Source organism: Streptomyces sp. NPDC058145 (genome assembly GCF_042884245.1).
Lineage (GTDB): Bacteria > Actinomycetota > Actinomycetes > Streptomycetales > Streptomycetaceae > Streptomyces.
Map to the genome: position 1 here is coordinate 28,809 of NZ_JBHVUH010000014.1, position 18,671 is coordinate 47,479.

The 18,671-nt window shown below is 71.1% G+C and carries 18 protein-coding genes; 5 read left to right on the forward strand and 13 right to left on the reverse strand.

What is annotated here, in order from left to right:
• Entirely contained in the window at positions 1-903 is a 903-nt protein-coding gene (locus tag ACFVVO_RS29060; RefSeq protein ID WP_390058780.1) for an SGNH/GDSL hydrolase family protein, read from the reverse strand.
• A 258-nt stretch (positions 904-1,161) separates the two neighbouring features.
• On the opposite strand from ACFVVO_RS29060, the gene ACFVVO_RS29065 reads away from it, so the two are divergent.
• The gene (locus ACFVVO_RS29065; RefSeq protein ID WP_351659796.1) at positions 1,162-1,656 is read left to right on the forward strand and encodes a DUF3145 domain-containing protein; all 495 of its coding nucleotides are present in this window, start codon (positions 1,162-1,164) and stop codon (positions 1,654-1,656) included.
• A gap of 142 nt (positions 1,657-1,798) precedes the next feature.
• Here the strand turns inward: ACFVVO_RS29065 and fabF are convergent, their stop codons facing one another.
• The 5 genes from fabF to fasR all read right to left on the reverse strand — a co-directional run bounded on the left by fabF (position 1,799) and on the right by fasR (position 6,769).
• Positions 1,799-3,061: a beta-ketoacyl-ACP synthase II gene (gene fabF, locus ACFVVO_RS29070; RefSeq protein ID WP_390058781.1), complete on the reverse strand. Its 1,263-nt coding sequence runs from the start codon at positions 3,059-3,061 to the stop codon at positions 1,799-1,801.
• 87 nt (positions 3,062-3,148) lie between these two features.
• Positions 3,149-3,397: an acyl carrier protein gene (locus ACFVVO_RS29075; protein ID WP_133921367.1), complete on the reverse strand. Its 249-nt coding sequence runs from the start codon at positions 3,395-3,397 to the stop codon at positions 3,149-3,151.
• A gap of 80 nt (positions 3,398-3,477) precedes the next feature.
• Positions 3,478-4,509 carry a ketoacyl-ACP synthase III gene (locus ACFVVO_RS29080; RefSeq protein WP_390058782.1) on the reverse strand — a complete coding sequence of 344 codons (1,032 nt, stop codon included), beginning with the start codon at positions 4,507-4,509 and terminating at the stop codon, positions 3,478-3,480.
• A 17-nt stretch (positions 4,510-4,526) separates the two neighbouring features.
• Positions 4,527-5,474, reverse strand: a complete 948-nt coding sequence (locus ACFVVO_RS29085) for an ACP S-malonyltransferase (RefSeq protein WP_390059095.1) — start codon at positions 5,472-5,474, stop codon at positions 4,527-4,529.
• Positions 5,475-5,563: 89 nt separating this feature from the next.
• Positions 5,564-6,769, reverse strand: coding sequence for a fatty acid biosynthesis transcriptional regulator FasR (gene fasR / locus ACFVVO_RS29090; RefSeq protein ID WP_390058783.1), 1,206 nt, complete (start codon positions 6,767-6,769; stop codon positions 5,564-5,566).
• 75 nt (positions 6,770-6,844) lie between these two features.
• On the opposite strand from fasR, the gene ACFVVO_RS29095 reads away from it, so the two are divergent.
• Positions 6,845-7,498, forward strand: coding sequence for a pirin family protein (locus tag ACFVVO_RS29095; RefSeq protein ID WP_390059097.1), 654 nt, complete (start codon positions 6,845-6,847; stop codon positions 7,496-7,498).
• Between the two features lie 109 nt (positions 7,499-7,607).
• Here the strand turns inward: ACFVVO_RS29095 and ACFVVO_RS29100 are convergent, their stop codons facing one another.
• Positions 7,608-8,429: a serine hydrolase domain-containing protein gene (locus tag ACFVVO_RS29100; protein ID WP_390058785.1), complete on the reverse strand. Its 822-nt coding sequence runs from the start codon at positions 8,427-8,429 to the stop codon at positions 7,608-7,610.
• An 18-nt stretch (positions 8,430-8,447) separates the two neighbouring features.
• The gene (locus ACFVVO_RS29105; protein WP_390058786.1) at positions 8,448-8,918 is read right to left on the reverse strand and encodes a GNAT family N-acetyltransferase; all 471 of its coding nucleotides are present in this window, start codon (positions 8,916-8,918) and stop codon (positions 8,448-8,450) included.
• Positions 8,919-9,029: 111 nt separating this feature from the next.
• On the opposite strand from ACFVVO_RS29105, the gene ACFVVO_RS29110 reads away from it, so the two are divergent.
• Positions 9,030-9,485 (forward strand): MerR family transcriptional regulator, encoded by a 456-nt coding sequence (locus ACFVVO_RS29110; RefSeq protein ID WP_390058788.1) that lies wholly within the window; start codon positions 9,030-9,032, stop codon positions 9,483-9,485.
• A 21-nt stretch (positions 9,486-9,506) separates the two neighbouring features.
• Here the strand turns inward: ACFVVO_RS29110 and ACFVVO_RS29115 are convergent, their stop codons facing one another.
• From ACFVVO_RS29115 to ACFVVO_RS29125, 3 genes are all read right to left on the reverse strand, one after another.
• Entirely contained in the window at positions 9,507-10,355 is an 849-nt protein-coding gene (locus ACFVVO_RS29115; protein WP_390058790.1) for a DUF4429 domain-containing protein, read from the reverse strand.
• Between the two features lie 66 nt (positions 10,356-10,421).
• On the reverse strand, positions 10,422-11,639 hold the full coding sequence (locus ACFVVO_RS29120) for an alpha/beta hydrolase (protein WP_390058792.1): 1,218 nt from the start codon (positions 11,637-11,639) through the stop codon (positions 10,422-10,424).
• Between the two features lie 92 nt (positions 11,640-11,731).
• A complete protein-coding gene (locus ACFVVO_RS29125; protein ID WP_390058794.1) occupies positions 11,732-12,358 on the reverse strand; it encodes a TetR family transcriptional regulator in 627 nt (208 codons plus the stop codon).
• 114 nt (positions 12,359-12,472) lie between these two features.
• Here ACFVVO_RS29125 and ACFVVO_RS29130 point away from each other — a divergent pair, with 114 nt between their 5' ends.
• Together ACFVVO_RS29130 and ACFVVO_RS29135 are read left to right on the forward strand one after the other, a co-directional pair.
• Entirely contained in the window at positions 12,473-14,092 is a 1,620-nt protein-coding gene (locus tag ACFVVO_RS29130; protein WP_390058796.1) for an MFS transporter, read from the forward strand.
• A 236-nt stretch (positions 14,093-14,328) separates the two neighbouring features.
• The gene (locus tag ACFVVO_RS29135; protein WP_174266320.1) at positions 14,329-14,637 is read left to right on the forward strand and encodes a small hydrophobic protein; all 309 of its coding nucleotides are present in this window, start codon (positions 14,329-14,331) and stop codon (positions 14,635-14,637) included.
• Between the two features lie 435 nt (positions 14,638-15,072).
• Here ACFVVO_RS29135 and ACFVVO_RS29140 read toward each other — a convergent pair whose 3' ends face one another.
• Together ACFVVO_RS29140 and aceE are read right to left on the reverse strand one after the other, a co-directional pair.
• Entirely contained in the window at positions 15,073-15,816 is a 744-nt protein-coding gene (locus ACFVVO_RS29140) for a potassium channel family protein (RefSeq protein WP_390058798.1), read from the reverse strand.
• An 87-nt stretch (positions 15,817-15,903) separates the two neighbouring features.
• A complete protein-coding gene (gene aceE, locus ACFVVO_RS29145) occupies positions 15,904-18,651 on the reverse strand; it encodes a pyruvate dehydrogenase (acetyl-transferring), homodimeric type (RefSeq protein ID WP_390058799.1) in 2,748 nt (915 codons plus the stop codon).
• Between the last annotated feature and the right edge of the window lie 20 nt (positions 18,652-18,671).

Genomic DNA, 18,671 nt, shown 5'->3' on the forward strand with positions numbered 1-18,671 from the left:
TCACGGTCTCCGCACGGTGACAGTGCGGTACGCGATCTCGGCCAGCCGTGCCTGCCCGTCGCGGCTCGGGTGGAACCAGTCCCAGCGGCTGAGCTGATCGGTGCCGAAGCGGAAGTCGAACACCGCGTTCCCGTCGAAGCGGCAGCGGCGGTCCTTGGCGCACACGGCCCGCAGCGCCGCGTTGTAGTCCTCCACCCGCCGCTGCACCTCCTCCCGTCGCCGCGTGGCCCCGCCGGTCAGATCGTCGGCCTCGGCCAGCATCGACGGGCAGATGCCCAGCTTCCACACCTGCTTGCCCAGCGGGTTCGTCCGGCCCTGGGACCACAGCCGCAGCAGGTTCGGCACGCTCGCCACGTACACCTGCGTCCTGGGCAGCGCCGTACGCAGCTTGGCCAGCGACGCCTCGAAGTCCGCCCGGAAGTCCGCCACCGGGGTCATCGCCGAGACCGACGCGCGGCAGGCGTCGTTCGCGCCGATCATCACCGTGACCAGTTCGGGCCGCCCGGCGATCGCGCCGGCCATCTGCCGCGGCAGGTCCGACATCCGGGCGCCGGTCACCGCGTAGTTGCGGCTGTGCTCCGCCGCCCCCCGCACCCCCAGCAGCCGCACCGCCAGGCTGTCGACCCCGGCGTCGCTGCCCGTCGCCCACGACACCTCGGGGCAGTCGGAGAGCACGGCGCACGCGTCGAAGCCCCGGGTGATGGAGTCGCCGACCGCGGCGATCGAGTCCGGACTGCGGTCCCACACCGGCGCCGGCCTGGCCGGAGGCCGGGAGGCGGGCGTACCGGTGTCCTTCTTGCCGTCGGCGCCACCACCGCCGAAGGCGTCACACCCCGTCAGGGCCAGGACGGTCGCCGTCATGACGGCGACGGCGCCCCGCGCCCGGTGGCCTCGCTCGCGCATCTTGGCTGCTCCCCTCGCTCGACGGTGCGGTGCTCCCTCCCATGACAACGCGCCAGGGTTCCCGGACCGGGGACCTGGGAACGCCGCACCCCCGTACAAGCGTCCCCCTGGGTGAATGACGCGGGTTTCCTGGCACCGGGACCGACGGTACGTCACACTCCTTGCCCCGCCGCAGGGTAGCCTCGCCATCAAACGCGGCCGTCGCGCCTGGGCCGCCCAGCCAGTCCGCAAGATGTCCCGCTCTGCCCGGAGGTTCCGGTGACGACACGTGGAGTTCTGTACGTGCACTCCGCGCCGCGCGCGCTGTGCCCGCACGTCGAGTGGGCCGTCGCCGGGGTGCTCGGCACGCGCGTCAGCCTCGACTGGATCCGGCAGCCCGCGGCACCCGGCACCTGGCGCTCGGAGTTCTCCTGGCAGGGCGAGGCCGGCACCGCCTCCAAGCTCGCCTCCGCCCTGCGCGGCTGGCACCTGCTGCGCTTCGAGGTCACCGCCGAGCCCTGCGCCACCGCCGAGGGCGAGCGCTACAGCTGCACCCCCGACCTCGGCATCTTCCACGCGGTCACCGGCATCCACGGCGACATCCTCATCCCCGAGGACCGGTTGCGCGCGGCGCTGACGCGTTCCCAGCGCGAGGAGACCGACCTGGAGGCGGAGATCGCCAAGCTCCTCGGGAAGCCCTGGGACGACGAGCTCGAGCCGTTCCGCTACGCGGGCGAGGGAGCACCGGTGCGCTGGCTGCACCAGGTGGTCTGAACCCTCCCGGACACGCGAGAAGCCTCCCGGACACGCCCGAGAGTCTCCAGGACACGCCCGAGAACCTCCAGGACACGCGGAAGAACCCGCAGGACACATGAAAGAGCCCCCACCGGCCGGTGGGGGCTCCTCACTTGTGCTCTCAGACGGTCCGGAAGGCCAGGACCACGTTGTGCCCGCCGAAGCCGAACGAGTCGTTCAGCACGGCGATCCGCCCCTCGGGCAGCTCGCGGGCCTCACCGGTCACCACGTCCGCGTTGACCTCGGGGTCGAGGTTCGACAGGTTGATGGTCGGCGGAGCCGTACGGTTCACCAGCGCCAGGATCGACGCCACGGTCTCGATACCGCCCGCGCCGCCGAGCAGGTGACCGGTCATCGACTTGGTGGCGGAGATCGCCATGTGGTCGACGTCGTCGCCGAACACCTTCCGCAGCGCCTTGATCTCGGCGACGTCACCCTGCGGCGTCGAGGTGGCGTGCGCGTTCACGTGCACGACCTCGGCCGGTTTCAGGTCCGTGTTGTCGAGCAGGTTCTGCAGCGCGTGCGCGATGCCGTTGCCGGACGGCTCCGGCTGCGTGATGTGGTGGCTGTCGGCGGAGATGCCCTGGCCGACCGCCTCGACGTAGATCCGGGCGCCGCGGGCCTTCGCGTGCTCCTCGGACTCCAGGACGATCACACCGGCGCCCTCACCGAGCACGAAGCCGTCGCGGCCCGAGTCGTAGGGACGCGACGCGCCCTCGGGGTCGTCGTTGTTCTTGGACATCGCCATCATGTTGCCGAAGGCGGCGATGGGAAGCGGGTGGATGGCGGCCTCGGTACCACCGGCCACGACCACGTCCGCACGCCCGGTGCGGATCATCTCGATCGCGTACCCGATGGCCTCCGCGCCGGAGGCGCAGGCCGACACGGGGGTGTGCACACCGGCGCGGGCACCCAGCTCGATGCCGACGTTGGCCGCCGGGGAGTTGGGCATCAGCATCGGCACGGTGTGCGGGGAGACGCGGCGTACGCCCTTCTCCTTGAGCACGTCGTACTGGTCCAGGAGCGTCGTCACGCCGCCGATACCGGAGGCGATGACCGCACCGAGACGGTCGGGGTTGACGGACGCGTCCTCACCGGCCTTGGCGGTGAAACCGGCGTCCTTCCAGGCCTCCTGAGCGGCGATCAGCGCGAACTGCGCGGACCGGTCCAGCTTGCGGGCCTGCGGGCGGGGGATGATCTCGCCGGGCTCGACGGCGATCCGCGCGGCGATGCGGACCGGCAGCTCGGCCGCCCACTCCTGCTCGAGCGGGCCGACACCGGACTTGCCGGCGACCAGGGCCTCCCAGAACGAGGCTGCGTCGCCACCCAGCGGTGTGGTTGCGCCGATACCGGTGACGACCACGGTGTGATTGGTCGGGCTCACGGGAATTCTTTCTCCAACGGAAAACGGGATTCGACGGCGCCACCGCCGGGTGGCGGGGCCTAGCAGCCTGACGGCCTAAGGGGTGACTCAGGCCTGGTGCTTGAGGATGTAGTTGGTGGCGTCACCAACGGTCTTGAGGTTCTTGACGTCCTCGTCCGGGATCTTCACGTCGAAGCGCTCCTCGGCGGCGACGACGACCTCGACCATGGACAGCGAGTCGACGTCCAGGTCGTCGGTGAAGGACTTGTCCAGCTGGACGTCCTCGGTGGGGATCCCGGCGATCTCGTTCACGATCTCGGCGAGACCGGCGACGATCTCTTCCTGAGTGGCGGCCATGTCAGGCGCTCCTTCTTCGATAATCCAGACGGTTTGTGGCAGTTTGCACCGAGCCGGAAGCGAGATCCGGCACGGAGTGCCTAGGGGAGGGTAACGACCGTGGCGGCGTAGACGAGACCCGCCCCGAATCCGATGACGAGCGCGGTGTCGCCGCTCTTCGCCTCCCCGGTCGCCAGGAGCCGCTCCATCGCGAGCGGGATCGAGGCGGCCGAGGTGTTGCCGGTGGTGCGGATGTCACGGGCGACCGTGACGTGCTCCGGCAGCTTCAGCGTCTTCACCATCGAGTCGATGATCCGCATGTTGGCCTGGTGCGGAATGAAGACGTCCAGGTCGTCCGGGCTGATTCCGGCCGCGTCCAGCGCCTGCTGGGCGACCTTCGCCATCTCGAACACGGCCCAGCGGAACACCGCCTGGCCCTCCTGCGTGATCGCAGGGAACTTGACGTTGCCCTCGCTGTCGAGGGGCAGTTCGGCGAGGTCGCCGACCCGGAAACGGTCCCAGGAGACCGTCTGCTTGATGGTGCCGGACTTGTCGCCCTCGGAGCCCCACACGGTCGGGCCGATGGCCGGCTCCTGGGAGGGGCCGACGACGACCGCGCCGGCGCCGTCGCCGAACAGGAAGGCCGTGGCCCGGTCCTCCAGATCGGTGAGGTCGCTGAGCCGCTCCACACCGATGACGAGCACGTACTCGGCGGAACCTTCCACCACCATGCCCTTGGCGAGGGTCAGGCCGTAGCCGAAGCCCGCGCAGCCGGCCGAGATGTCGAATGCGGCGGCCTTGTTCGTGCCCAGCTTGTCGGCGATCTCGGTGGCGACGGCCGGGGTCTGGCTGAAGTGCGAGACGGTCGAGACGACCACGGCGCCGATCTGCTCGGCGGCGATGCCGGAGTCGGCGATCGCCTTGCCGGCCGCCTCGACGGACATCGCGGAGACCGTCTCCTCGGGGCCCGCCCAGTGCCGGGTCTCGATGCCGGAGCGCGAACGGATCCACTCGTCGGACGAGTCGATCCTCTCCAGGATCACCTCGTTGGGCACCACGCGGGTCGGCCGGTAGCCGCCGACGCCGAGGATGCGCGCGTGCGGGGCACCCTTGCTGGGCTTGATCTTCGACATGGGTCTTGGGCTCCTTGTCAGGCGCTCGCCGCGTCAGCGGCAGGTGTCGCAGTCTCGGCGATGAGCGTGCGGGCCGCGTCGAGGTCGTCGGGGGTCTTCAGGGCGAGCGTGCGCACACCGGGCAGCGCGCGCTTGGCCAGACCGGTCAGCGTGCCGCCGGGGCACACCTCGATGAGCGCGGTGACGCCCAGAGCCTTGAACGTCTCCATGCACAGGTCCCAGCGCACGGGGTTGGCGACCTGTCCGACCAGCCGGTCCAGCACCTCGGCGCCGGAGGCGACCTGGCGGCCGTCCTTGTTGGAGACGTAGGGGACCTTCGGGTCGGCGGGCGCCAGCCGCGCCGCGGCCTCGGCCAGCGCCTCGACGGCGGGGGCCATGTGGCGCGTGTGGAAGGCACCGGCCACCTTCAGCGGGACGACCTTGCGGACACCCTCGGGCTTGTCCTCGGCCAGCGCGGCGAGCTGCTCCAGGGTGCCGGCGGCGACGATCTGGCCCGCGCCGTTGATGTTGGCCGGGGTCAGGCCCAGCTTCTCCAGGTGCGCGACGGAGGTCTCGGGGTCACCGCCGAGCAGCGCCGACATGCCGGTCTCGGTGATCGCGGCGGCCTCGGCCATCGCGAGCCCACGACGGCGGACGAGGCCGAGAGCCGCGGTGTCGTCCAGGACGCCCGCGAAGGCGGCGGCGGTGATCTCACCCACGCTGTGGCCGGCGACCGCGCCCGGCGCGATCTCCGACATGTCACCCAGTGCCATGGCGGACAGGATCCCGGCGGCGACCAGCAGCGGCTGGGCCACCGCGGTGTCGCGGATGGCGTCGGCGTCGGCCTGGGTGCCGTAGTGGACCAGGTCGAGGCCGATGGCGTCCGACCACGCGGCGACGCGGTCCGCGGCACCGGGGAGTTCGAGCCAGGGGGTCAGGAAGCCGGGCGTCTGGGCGCCCTGGCCGGGAGCGACGAGTACGAGCACTCTCACACTCTCTCTTGGGGACGGCCGAAGCCGCCCGTGGGGACAGGGACGAAGAACACGTAGGGGTTTTGTGGGGCCCCCACAAAACCCTAGGCCTGGGGTTCACCGTCGGCCAGACGCCCCAGGATCAGCGCGATCCGCAGCGTAAACGCGGATCGTACATCCGAGGGCGACCATCCGGTGACGTCTGTCACACGTCGGAGCCGGTAGCGCACGGTGTTCGGGTGAACGAACAGCATCCTGGCCGCGCCCTCCAGGCTGCTCGCCTGTTCCAGGTAGACACTCAAGGTCTCCAGGAGTGCCGACCCCGCCTCCTCCAGTGGTCTGTAGATCTCCTCCACCAACTGCTCGCGCGCGCCCGGATCGCCCGCGATGGCCCGCTCCGGCAGAAGATCGTCCGCCAGCACCGGCCGCGGCGCGTCCTGCCAGGCGAAACACGCCTTCAGACCCGCCGCCGCGGCCTGCGCGGACCGGGTGGCGGCCAGCAGGTCGGGTACCACGGGCCCGGCGACGACCGGCCCGGCGGCATACGGCCCGATCAGCGACTTGGCGACGGCGAGCGGATTGGGGTTGCCCCCGGCGATCACCACCAGCCGGTCCCCGAGCACCCCCGTGAGCACCTGCAGCTTGGCGTGGCGCGCGGCCCGCCGGATGGCCTCGACGGTCAGCTCGCTGTCCCCGTCGGGCGCGGTGCCGAGCACGACGCACACATGGTCCGGCGAGTTCCAGCCGAGCGCGGCGGCCCGGCTGACGGCCCCCTCGTCTGCCTCCCCGCTCAGCACGGCGTTGACCACCAGCGACTCCAGCCGCGCGTCCCAGGCACCGCGTGCCTCGGCGGCCTGGGCGTACACCTGGGCGGTGGCGAACGCGATCTCCCGGGCGTACACGAGCAGGGCCTCGCGCAGCACGCGCTCGTCCCCAGGGGCCGCCACCTCGTCGATGGCGGACTCCATCACCTCGATGGTGGTCCGCACCATCTCCACGGTCTGCCGCAGCGTGATGGCCCTGGTCAGCTCGCGGGGCGCGGTCCCGAAGACGTCCGTGGAGATGGCCTGCGGCGCGTCCGGGTGCCGGAACCACTCGGTGAACGCGGCGATGCCCGCCTGCGCCACGAGCCCGATCCAGGAACGGTTCTCCGGTGGCATGGCCCGGTACCACGGCAGGGTCTCGTCCATGCGCGCGATGGCCTGCGCGGCGAGACTCCCGGAGGACCTCTCCAGCCGCTTCAGGGTCGCGGTGTGCTGGTGGACGGCGTGCGCTGCGGGTTCGCCGCTATGGGTTTCGGGTTCGGGCACGGGGACAAGACTGCCTTATCGGGACGGGACCATGCGTCGGCGGGGTGCCGTGCGCGGTCTACGGTGGTGGCTGTGATGGATGTACGGCGCGCCGGTGAGCGCTACCGCGGAGGGGATCCGGAGGCGGGGATCGAATCCCGCCACGCCTTCTCCTTCGGCCCGCACTACGACCCCGGCAACCTGCGCTTCGGCGCGGTGATCGCCTGCAACGAGGAGCGGCTCGCCCCCGGCGCCGGCTTCGACGAGCACCCGCACAGCCACACCGAGATCGTCACGTGGGTGGTCGAGGGCGAACTGACCCACCGTGACTCCACGGGTCACGAGACGACGGTACGCCCCGGCGACGTCCAGCATCTCGCCGCGGCGGCGGGCGTCCGCCACGTGGAACGCAACGAGGCGGACACCCCGCTGACCTTCGTCCAGATGTGGCTGGCCCCGCTGGAGCCGGGCGGCGACCCGTCCTACGAGATCATCCCCGGCATCGCCGACTCCACCCCCTACGCCCTCCCGGCCGCCGGCGCGATGCTCCACGTCCGCCGCCTGACAGCGGGGGAGCGGACGGCGGTACCGGACGCGCCCCATGTGTACGTCCACGTGGTCCGGGGCGAGATCACGCTGGCGGAGGAGACCTTGGGCCAGGGCGACTCGGCCCGCGTCACGGACTCGAAGTCCCTGGAGGCGGTGGGCATCACGCCTTCGGAACTACTGCTGTGGGAAATAGGGTCATGACTGCGCCCTGCCCACGTAGCTGCGGGCATGCGTGCCGCCAGTGCTGTGGGCGCGGCGGCACCCCGTGAGCGCCGGGCTGCGCGACCCCTGGCCCCAGCCCCGGCACACCTCAGCCCCGCAATTCCGCCAGCACCGCGTCCGTGAACACCGGCCACGCCTCCACCGCCCAGGGCCCGAACGCCCGATCGGTCAGCGCGACTCCGGCAACACCCGCATCAGGGTCGATCCACAGGAACGTACCGGACTGCCCGAAGTGCCCGAACGTCCGCGGCGACGACGAAGACCCCGTCCAGTGCGGCGACTTGGAGTCCCGGATCTCGAACCCCAGCCCCCAGTCGTTGGGGTTCTGGTGCCCGTATCCCGGCAGGACGCCCTTCACCCCGGGATACTGCACGCTCATCGCCGCAGCCACCGTACGAGGATCCAGCAGCCGCGGCGCCTGGATCTCGGCGGCGAACCGCAGCAGATCCTCCACCGTGGACACCCCGTCCTTCGCCGGCGACCCCGTCAGCGACGTCGACGTCATCCCCAGCGGCTCCAGCACCGCCTGCCGCAGATACTCGGCGAACGGAATCTCCGTCGCTTTGGCGACATGATCACCGAGCTGCTCGAACCCCGCGTTGGAGTACAGCCGCCGCTCACCGGGCGGAGCCATCACCCGGTGCTCGTCGAAGGCCAGCCCGGAGGTGTGCGCGAGCAGATGGCGGACCGTGGCGCCGGGCGGGCCGGCCGACTCGTCCAGCTCGATCGCGCCCTCCTCGTAGGCGACGAGCATGGCGTAGGCCGCCAGCGGCTTGGTGACCGAGGCGAGGGGGAACCGTTGTCCGGCCGGGCCGTGGGTGCCCACGACGGTGCCGTCCGCGCGGACCACGCCCGCCGCGGCGGTGGGGACCGGCCAGTTCTCGATCGACGCCAGGCTGTTCAACGACATGAGGCCGAGCCTATGCGCTCAGAGCCACAGCTCCAGCAAGGGGTCGGGCTTGGGCCGGAAGCCGAGCGAGGCGTACAGCGGCGCGCCCTCCAGGGACGTGGTGAGCTGCACCCGGTCGGCACCGCGCTCGCGGAACCAGCCGAGGAGCGTGTCCATGCAGGCGCGCGCGTACCCGCGCCGGCGGGCGTCCGGGTCGGTGGCGACGCTGAAGACGTACCCGACGGTGCCGAGTGGGTTGGCCGCCCGTCCGATCCGGTAGTCGAGCGTGCCCGCCACCAGCGCGGCCAGCGCTCCCGGCCGCTCCGGATGGTCCACGACGAAGGCCGCGAAGCCCCCCTCCGGCTCCGCGAGCCTCGCCCGCAGGGTGGGGAGGGACTCGGTGTGCCAGTCGGTGGACCGGTCTGCGTGGCCCATCGAGTCGATCATGACCTGGCGCAGCCGCAGCACTTCCGCGGCGTCCTCGGGCTCGGCCCGGCGTACGAGACTCATGCCGGGCACGCTAACCACCGCACCCCTGACCCGTCGCGCCGTTTTCCCCACACCCCTTTCTCGCCGGAGTCGCTTGCCTGGAGTGCACTCCAAGGCCATAGCGTTGGGGGCATGACGGTGATGCAGACCACGCCAGCGGCCGCCGAGCAAGCAGCCCCCGCCGACATCTGCTCCGCCCCACCCCGGTGCCACCCCCGCCCGGAAGGCCAGGACGGCTACACGATCAGCGAGGTCGTCGCCTTCACCGGTCTGACCGCGCACACGCTGCGCTGGTACGAGCGGATCGGCCTGATGCCGCACGTCGACCGTTCGCACACCGGTCAGCGCCGCTACAGCAACCGGGACCTGGACTGGCTCGAGTTCGTGAACAAGCTCCGGCTGACCGGCATGCCGGTGGCCGACATGGTCCGGTACGCGGAGTTGGTGCGGGAGGGCGAGAGTACCTACGCCGAGCGCCAGGAACTGCTCGAGTCGACCCGCCGGGACGTCCTGGCCCGGATCGCGGAACTGCACGACACCCTGGCGGTACTGAACCGGAAGATCAGCTTCTACGCCACGGAGCGCTGACCCGCCGGCCGCGCGGCACCGCTACAGCTCGGCCAGCAACTCGGCCTTCTTCGAGGAGAACTCCTCGTCGGTGACCAGGCCCGCCTGGTGCAGCTCCCCGAGATGCCGGATGCGCTCGGCGATGTCGGCCGGGTCCCGCCGGGGCGGGGCCGGTGCCACCGGCCCCCGGGTCCGCAGCGCCGCGAGGACGGCGGCGGCGAACGGCAAGGATTCGTGCACCGGCCCGTAGCCGAGACCGAAGACGACGGCCGCCGGATCCTGGTCGGGCTGTGCGGGACGGGTGGAGTCGCCTTCGCGGGGTACCAGGCGCAGATGCCCCTCGAAGACCTCCGGCGAGCGCCACTCCACTCCGCTGAGGTCGGCGACCGGCCAAGTCTGGTCCCCCGCCTTCCACTTCGCCGAGGACGCACCCGTCCAGGACCAGCGGAACTGCACGGAGGTCCCGTCGAAGGACGCCTTTCCGTCGTACGCCTTGAACTGCAGCGGGGCCTCGGGGGCGGCCACCAGCCCACGCTCGGCGGGCTCCGGCCCGGACTCGGTCAGCAGCGGTTTCAGCTCGTCGGCGTAGTACTCGGCGAGGGTCGCCCGCTCGGCCGGCAGCACCAGCCGGTACGGGTCGGAGCCCTCCCGCAGTTGCCCGGCCGCCGCGTCCATCAGCGGATCGGCGCCGGGGCGCGGCCGCAGCCGCAGTACGACGGAGCCGCGCTTGCCGGGAGTGAGGGTCACCTCCTCGACCGCGGCCAGCGGAATGCGCCGCTCGCCCAGCGCCTGGAAGAGCCTGGGTGTCCGAATCCCCCGTTCGTAGCGGATGAGCACGGAGTCGGACTCGAACTCCCAGACGGCATGAAAACCCGCCAGTACGTCACCCATGCGGCTCATCGTATGCGGCACGTGCTCCTCCGTCGCCACCCGCGCAGACCGCACTTCCTGCTGTTTCTACGCGCGTCCGGCCGTCGTCGTGCGGGGCAGATCCGCCCGGCAGACATCGTCTTCCCGTGCGCACGTCACGGCGTCGAACGCGCCGACGCCGACGTGCGCGAGGTTGCGCAGGCTGTCCGTGCCCGGCTGGAAGTAGCCGCTGTGGCCCTGCGCGTCATGGGCCGAGAGAACCCGCGCGCCGAACGCCGAGGACACCGGGTCGGCCCCGTGGCCCAGCCCGCCGAGCTCCAGATACGGCACGTCCTGCACCCAGTCGCTGGCGTCGCGCATCGCCCACACCCGGGCCGAGGTGCCCAGACGGGAGGCGGTCGCGGCACGCATGCCGGGGCTCGCGGCCACCGCCAGGTCGGACACCCGGCCCGGCATACCGTGCGCGGCGACCCCGCAGACCACGGAGCCGTAGCTGTGGCAGAACATCGACACCGGCGCCCGGCCGGGCAGGCCGCGCAGCAGCGCGTTCAGACGGACGGCGCCCTCCTCGGCGCGCAGTCCGGTGGCCGCGTCCACGCCGAGTCCGTCCGGTGCGGTGTAGTCGGCCCAGGCGATCACGGCCGTGCGCGTCGAGGGGCTCTCCGCCCGCTCGGCCGCGTAGAGGGCCTTGGCCATGCCGACCGGGGCGCTGTACCTGCGGTACGTCCGCTGGAAGGTGAGCAGGTCGGTGTCGACACCGGGGACGACCACGGAGACCCGGTCGGCCTTGGTGAGGCTGCCGAACACCTCCGCGACCCGGCCCGAGCCCGCGGGGTCGAAGGCGAGGATGTGCCGACCGGGACGCATGAGCGCCTCGTAGCGATCCATCCGCTGGGCCGAGTCCTGCTGTCCGGCCCTGCTGATCCGGTTGTCGTGCATGCGCTCGCGCTCGACCTCACGCGCCTGGCCCAGCGCGATGCGGTTGGCGCGGTAGCGCAGCTTGGCGGGGGCGCCGTTCATGTTGCCGACCGCCAGTGAGTAGCGGTGGGCCAGCCGGTCGCGCTCGTGCGGGGTGAGCGAGGCGAAGAACCGGGTGAGCCGCCCGGGGGCCGCCTCGGGGTCCGGCAGGTGCAGGCCGCGCAGCGTGCCGTGCTCCCACTTGTCGAGCGAGAGCTGCAGCGCGGTCGACTCCCGGTGGGTGCGCAGTGCGGTCCAGCCGGTGGTCGCGAGCATCACGAACACCACGGACAGCGCGAGCATGGCGCGCCAGACGTTGAGAGGCGGGGAGGTGTCGAAGGAAGTCACTGGGAGGACACACTAGGAGAACGAGAGGGTCTCGGGGTAACCGAGTGACAGGTATCACGTTTCGGTAAATGTCGAACGCTCCCGTAACGTCCTCAGCCGGTGCGCCAGTTGCCGGTCAGCGCCGAGCCCAACTGGTCCAGGTACGACGCGGTCAGACGCCGGATCGCCTCCAGACTGAAGTCGTCACCCGTGCACCACTGCCGCTCGGTGACCCTCATCACCCCGCCGAACACGGCCACGGCGAGCCGCGGCCGCGGATCGGTTTCCACGTCGACGCCCTCCCGTTCGGCGAGCAGCCGCGCGATCGTCTCCTCGGTGGCCACGGAGCGCCGCAGATGGGCGGCGAGCAGCGCGGGCGTCGACTCGATGGTCCGGTACATGCGCAGGTACAGCTCCACCGGGACGGCCGACTCGACGGTCTCCTGTATCGCCTCCCAGCCCTCCAGGACCGCCTGCCGCAACGCCTCCATCGGCGCCTCGTGCGCCGGCCTCGCCCGTACGGACTCCACGAAGAGTGCCTCCGTCATCTCCTGGACGGCGAAGGCCACCTCCTCCTTGCCGGCGAAGTAACGGAAGAAGGTGCGCTGCGAGACGTCGACGGCCTCGGCGATCTCGTCCACGGTGGTGTGCTCGTAGCCCTGCGTGGTGAACAGTTCGAGAGCGGCCCGCAGCAGCGCCTCCCGAGTGCGCCGCTTCTTGCGGTCGCGCAGCGTCTCCATCAACCTCTCCCGGTGAAATGTCCTTCCAGCTCAGGCTATGCGCTGGTGTCGTGTCAGTTACCGACTTGTGAATTGGTTTGTCAACTGTCAGTGACTGACACTAGCCTCGAAGGTATGACTAGTCAGACCACCATCGACACGACGGGACCGGGGGACCGGGCATCGACCGACCCGTCGGGGCCGACCCCGGCCGCGGGGCTGCGCGGCCACCCATGGCTCACCCTCATCACCGTCGCCGTAGGGGTCATGATGGTGGCCCTCGACGGCACCATCGTGGCCATCGCCAACCCGGCCATCCAGAAGGACCTCGGCGCGAGCTTCGCCGACGTCCAGTGGATCACCAACGGCTACTTCCTCGCCCTCGCGGTCTGCCTGATCACCGCGGGCAAGCTGGGTGACCGCTTCGGCCACCGGCAGACCTTCCTGATCGGCGTGACCGGCTTCGCCGCCGCCTCGGGCGCCATCGGCCTGTCGAACAGCATCGCCGCGGTCGTCACCTTCCGCGTCTTCCAGGGCCTGTTCGGCGCACTGCTGATGCCGGCCGCGCTCGGCCTGCTGCGGGCCACCTTCCCGGCCGAGAAGCTGAACATGGCGATCGGCATCTGGGGCATGGTCATCGGTGCCTCCACCGCGGGCGGCCCGATCCTCGGCGGCGTCCTCGTCGAGCACGTCAACTGGCAGTCGGTGTTCTTCATCAACGTGCCGGTCGGCGTCCTCGCCCTGCTGCTGGGCCTGCTGATCCTGCTGGACCACCGCGCCGAGAACGCGCCGCGCTCCTTCGACCTGCCGGGCATCGTGCTGCTGTCCGGCGCGATGTTCTGCCTGGTGTGGGCGCTCATCAAGGCTCCGACCTGGGGCTGGGGCGACGTCAAGACCTGGGGCTTCATCGGCGCCTCGGCGCTGCTGTTCGTCCTGTTCGCGGTCTGGGAGACGAGGGTCGCCGAGCCGCTGATCCCGCTGGGCATGTTCCGCTCGATCCCGCTGTCCGCGGGCGTCGTCCTGATGGTCCTGATGGCGATCGCCTTCATGGGCGGCCTGTTCTTCGTGACGTTCTACCTCCAGAACGTCCACGGCATGAGCCCGATCGACGCGGGCCTGCACCTGCTTCCGCTGACCGGCATGATGATCGTCGGCTCCCCGCTGGCGGGCGCCGCGATCACCAAGCTGGGCCCGCGCATCCCGCTGGCCGGCGGCATGGCGGCCACCGCGATCGCCATGTACGGCATGTCGACGCTGAAGGCCGACACCGGCAGCGGTCCGATGTCGATCTGGTTCGCCCTGCTGGGCTTCGGCCTCGCGCCGGTCATGGTCGGCGCCACCGAGGTGATCGTGGGCAACGCGCCCATGGAGCTGTCCGGTGTGGCGGGCGGCCTGCAGCAGGCGGCCATGCAGATCGGCGGCAGCCTCGGTACGGCGGTGCTGGGTGCCGTGATGGCCTCCAGGGTCGACAGCGAGCTGCCGGGCAACTGGACCGGCGCCGGGCTGCCGAAGATGACCCCGGAGCAGCTGGACCAGGCGTCCGAGGCGGTCCAGGTGGGCGTGGCGCCGGTGGCCAAGGGCATGCCGGAGGCTCTCGTCGCGAAGATCACCACGGTCGCCCACGACACCTTCATCTCCGGCATGAGCCTCGCCTCCCTGGTCGCGGCGGGCGTGGCGGCGGTCGCGGTGCTGGTCGCGTTCCTCACCAAGCGGGGCGAGAACGCGGAGGCGGGCGCGGGAGTCGGTCACATCTGACCGCGCGTTTCATGCCTGTTCCTGGCGGAGTTCGCTCATCAGGGTGACTCCGCTCAAGATCCCTCGCTCCGGGCGCGCGCCGCAGGTCACAGTGGGTCAGGTCCTCCGCAGGGCATGCGGGGGCCGCCGGGCCGCGGCGCGCGCTGCCGGAGGGGGGCAGCGCGCCCAGGTCTGTCCGGGGAAAACCGGGGTACCCGCCCAGTGAGGCCGAACTGTCCATGACCACCAGGGAGTTGATGATGGCTGGCTTCGGGCACGGAACGCGCGGGTACCCCCGGTCACGCGGCCGTTCGTGGCAGCGGACCGGGCCGGACCGTGCGACGCTCGGGATCATCGGAACCGTCTGCGCGGTCGCCGGATTCTTCGCACTGGGCATCATCCTCGGCCCGGTGGCGATGTTCTGCGGCTGGCAGTCCATGGGCCGCAAATGGTCCACCGACCGCAACATCCCGGCCGTGGTCGCCCTGGTCCTGGGCGCGATCGACACCTTGCTGTCCCTCATCGCCCTGGCAGGAGCAGCCACTTGGGGCCACGGTCTCCTCTGATCCCGACCCCGCCCCCAACGCCCGCAGCTCCAGGCCCCAGGCCCCGGAGCTGCGGGCACATTCGCGTCCACGCGGCTCCGGACAACGAACCCCGGGTAGCCGCGGGCATGCGGGCCGCCGGCGACGGCGCCCGCCCCGCACCAGCATGGGCGACCACGCCCCGGTGGCCGCGGGCACGAGCCCGGGTAGCCGCGGGCATGCGTGCCTCCCCCCAGTGCCTTGAGTGCCTGGGGACCCCCACGGCGGCACGAGTGGGCGGTGGGGGCCCCGCTCGAGTGAAGCCGAGAGTGGAGGAGGCGCCCCGCAAGCGCGGGCAAGCGAAACACCCGCACGCCCCCCTCGGCCCAGGCAACCAGCAAACCCCGGCTCGGCCAAGCCCGACCGCCCGCGGCCGAACCGCACCACGGCCCCGGCGGAACCCGGCGGAGCCGAACCTCACCGCCGCTGCCCCTCCCGCTCCCCGGCCAGCCGAGCCACCTCCGCCCGCAGCAGCCGAACCTCCTCCGCAAGAGCGGCGATCGCCTCGGTCTGCCGCCGCTCCTCCACGTCGTCCTTCTCGAACCGCGAGATGAACCACGCCGCGATGTTCGCCGTCACCACACCCAGCAACGCGATCCCGGACAGCATCAGCCCGACCGCGATCATCCGCCCCAGCCCGGTGGTCGGCGCGTGATCCCCGTACCCCACCGTCGTCATCGTCGTGAAGGACCACCACACGGCGTCACCCAGCGTCCGGATGTTCCCGTCCGGCGACTCCCGCTCCACCGACAGCACCGCCAGCGACCCGAACATCAGCAGCCCGATCACCGACCCCACGACATACGTCGTCAGCCGGATCTGCGGAGCCATCCGCGCCCGCCGCCCCACCAGCAGCAGCGTCGACACCAGCCGCAGCAGCCTGAGCGGCTGCAGTACCGGCAGCACCACCGCGCACAGATCGGGCCAGTGCCGGCGCACGAACTCCCTGCGCCGGGGCGCGAGCGCCAGCCGCATGAGGTAGTCCACGGCGAAGGCGCCCCACACCACCCACTCCACCCCCGTGCACAGGGCCGTCAGCGAGTGCCCCGCCGAACCGTCCACGATGGGCGCGGCGTACGCGACGGCGAAGGCCACGGCCAGCGCCAGCAGGGGCCGTTGGGTGAGCCGCTCCCACCGCGCCTGCGCCGCATTCGTCTCCATGCCCGCATCGTAAGGAAGACGTGAGGGCGGCGGAGACTCCAACTCCGCCGCCCTCACGCCCAGAGCCCTGTCACAGGCCGCCCGGCGCTACGCGTCGCCGCCCGCCGCCCCCGGGTCCGCCGCCGACACGTCCAGCAGCTGGTACCGGTCGATGGCCTGCTTCAGCACGGACCGGTCGACCTTGCCCTCCCGGGCCAGCTCGGTCAGTACCCCCACCACGATCGACTGCGCGTCGATGTGGAAGAACCGCCGCGCCGCGCCCCGGGTGTCGGCGAAGCCGAAGCCGTCCGCGCCGAGGGACTGGTACGTCCCCGGCACCCAGCGCGCGATCTGGTCCGGCACCGACCGCATCCAGTCGGACACGGCCACGAACGGCCCCTCGGAGCCGCTGAGCTTCCGCGTCACGTACGGCACCCGCTGCTCCTCCTCCGGGTGCAGCAGGTTGTGCTGCTCGCAGGCCACGGCCTCGCGCCGCAGCTCGTTCCACGAGGTCGCCGACCACACGCCCGCCTTGACGTTCCACTCCTCGGCGAGGAGCCGCTGGGCCTCCAGCGCCCACGGCACCGCGACACCGGACGCCATGATCTGCGCCGGGATCGAGCCGCCGGTGCCCTCGCTGAGCTTGTACACGCCCTTGACGATGCCCTCGACGTCCACGTTCGCCGGCTCGGCCGGGTGCCGGATGGGCTCGTTGTAGACGGTGAGGTAGTAGAAGACGTCCTCGCCGTGCGGGTGCTCGGCGTCACTGCCGTACATCCGGCGCAGGCCGTCCTGCACGATGTGCGCGATCTCGTAGGCGTAGGCCGGGTCGTAGGCCACGCACGCCGGGTTGGTCGAGGCGAGGAGCTGAGAGTGGCCGTCCGCGTGCTGCAGACCCTCACCGGTCAGGGTCGTACGCCCCGCGGTCGCGCCCAGTACGAATCCGCGCGCCAGCTGGTCGGCCATCTGCCAGAACTGGTCGCCGGTGCGCTGGAAACCGAACATCGAGTAGAAGACGTACACCGGGATCAGCGGCTCGCCGTGCGTGGCGTAGGCGGAGCCGGCCGCGACCAGCGAGGCCGTGCAGCCTGCCTCGGAGATGCCGTCGTGCAGCATCTGGCCGGTCGGCGACTCCTTGTACGCGAGCAGCAGATCACGGTCGACCGCCTCGTACTGCTGGCCGAGCGGGTTGTAGATCTTCGCGCTCGGGAAGAAGGAGTCCATGCCGAACGTGCGGTACTCGTCCGGCGCGATCAGCACGAACCGCCTGCCGATCTCCTTGTCCCGCATGAGGTCCTTCAGCAGCCGCACGAACGCCATGGTCGTGGCGATGGACTGCTGACCGGTGCCCTTCTTCACGGTCGCGTACGCCTTGTCGTCCGGCAGCGCCAGCGGCTTCGAGCGGAGGACCCGGGTCGGCACGTACCCGCCGCACTGCCGGCGCCGGTCGTGCATGTACTGGAGCTCCTCGGAGTTCCGCCCGGGGTGGTAGTACGGCGGCGCGCCGGACTCCAGCTCCTTGTCGGCGATCGGCAGGTGCAGCCGGTCGCGGAAGCGCTTGAGGTCGTCGGCCGTCAGCTTCTTCATCTGGTGCGTGGCGTTGCGGCCCTCGAAGTTCGGGCCCAGTGTCCACCCCTTGACCGTCTTGGCCAGGATGACCGTCGGCTGGCCCTTGTGCTCCACGGCCGCCTTGAACGCCGCGTAGATCTTCCGGTGGTCGTGACCGCCGCGGCCCAGCATCAGGATCTGGTGGTCGCTCATGTTCTCGACCATCGCGCGCAGCCGGTGGTCGTCACCGAAGAAGTGGTCGCGGATGTACGCGCCGGTCTCGGTCGCGTACGTCTGGAACTGGCCGTCCGGCGTGGTGTTCATCCTGTTGACCAGCACGCCGTCCCGGTCCTGCGCGAGCAGCGGGTCCCAGGAGCGGTCCCAGATCAGCTTGATCACGTTCCAGCCGGCCCCCCGGAAGACCGACTCCAGCTCCTGGATGATCTTCCCGTTGCCGCGCACCGGGCCGTCCAGGCGCTGCAGGTTGCAGTTGACCACGAAGGTCAGGTTGTCCAGGCCCTCGCGCGCGGCGATGCTCAGCTGGCCGAGTGACTCCGGCTCGTCCATCTCGCCGTCGCCGAGGAACGCCCACACGTGCGACTTGGAGGTGTCGGCGATGCCGCGCGCCTCCATGTAGCGGTTCATCCGCGCCTGGTAGATCGCGCCGAGCGGGCCGAGGCCCATGGAGACCGTCGGGAACTCCCAGAAGTCCGGCATGGAGCGCGGGTGCGGGTAGCTGGACAGGCCGTCGGGGTACTTCGACTTCTCCTGCCGGAAGCCGTCCAGCTGCTTCTCGGTGAGGCGGTCGAGCAGGTACGCGCGCGCGTAGATGCCAGGGGAGGCGTGGCCCTGGAAGAAGACCTGGTCGCCACCGTCGCCCTCGTCCTTGCCGCGGAAGAAGTGGTTGAAGCCCACGTCGTACAGCGAGGCGGAGGAGGCGAACGTGGCGATGTGGCCGCCGACGCCGATGCCGGGGCGCTGGGCGCGCGACACCATCACGGCGGCGTTCCAGCGGGTGGCGTTGAGGATCCTGCGCTCGATCTCCTCGTTGCCCGGGAAGAACGGCTCGGCCCTGGTGGGGATCGTGTTGACGTAGTCCGTGCTGCGCATCTCGGGCACGGCCACGCGCCGCTCGCGGGCCCGCTCGATCAGGCGGAGCATGAGATACCGGGCCCGCTCCCGGCCGCGCTCGTCGACCGCGGCGTCGAGGGAGTCGAGCCACTCCTGGGTCTCTTCGGGATCGAAGTCAGGAACCTGACTCGGAAGGCCGCCAATGATGATCGGATTGCGATCGGATCCGGAAGCCACGCTGTTCCTTACCTGTCGGA

What these genes read in the sequence shown, in the direction of transcription:
- ACFVVO_RS29060 (WP_390058780.1), bottom strand. Translation starts at nt 903, where the DNA reads ATGCGCGAGCGAGGCCACCGGGCGCGGGGCGCCGTCGCCGTCATGACG.
- ACFVVO_RS29075 (WP_133921367.1), bottom strand. Translation starts at nt 3,397, where the DNA reads ATGGCCGCCACTCAGGAAGAGATCGTCGCCGGTCTCGCCGAGATCGTG.
- ACFVVO_RS29080 (WP_390058782.1), bottom strand. Translation starts at nt 4,509, where the DNA reads ATGTCGAAGATCAAGCCCAGCAAGGGTGCCCCGCACGCGCGCATCCTC.
- ACFVVO_RS29095 (WP_390059097.1), top strand. Translation starts at nt 6,845, where the DNA reads ATGGATGTACGGCGCGCCGGTGAGCGCTACCGCGGAGGGGATCCGGAG.
- ACFVVO_RS29100 (WP_390058785.1), bottom strand. Translation starts at nt 8,429, where the DNA reads ATGTCGTTGAACAGCCTGGCGTCGATCGAGAACTGGCCGGTCCCCACC.
- ACFVVO_RS29105 (WP_390058786.1), bottom strand. Translation starts at nt 8,918, where the DNA reads ATGAGTCTCGTACGCCGGGCCGAGCCCGAGGACGCCGCGGAAGTGCTG.
- ACFVVO_RS29110 (WP_390058788.1), top strand. Translation starts at nt 9,030, where the DNA reads ATGACGGTGATGCAGACCACGCCAGCGGCCGCCGAGCAAGCAGCCCCC.
- ACFVVO_RS29115 (WP_390058790.1), bottom strand. Translation starts at nt 10,355, where the DNA reads ATGGGTGACGTACTGGCGGGTTTTCATGCCGTCTGGGAGTTCGAGTCC.
- ACFVVO_RS29125 (WP_390058794.1), bottom strand. Translation starts at nt 12,358, where the DNA reads ATGGAGACGCTGCGCGACCGCAAGAAGCGGCGCACTCGGGAGGCGCTG.
- ACFVVO_RS29130 (WP_390058796.1), top strand. Translation starts at nt 12,473, where the DNA reads ATGACTAGTCAGACCACCATCGACACGACGGGACCGGGGGACCGGGCA.
- ACFVVO_RS29135 (WP_174266320.1), top strand. Translation starts at nt 14,329, where the DNA reads ATGATGGCTGGCTTCGGGCACGGAACGCGCGGGTACCCCCGGTCACGC.
- ACFVVO_RS29140 (WP_390058798.1), bottom strand. Translation starts at nt 15,816, where the DNA reads ATGGAGACGAATGCGGCGCAGGCGCGGTGGGAGCGGCTCACCCAACGG.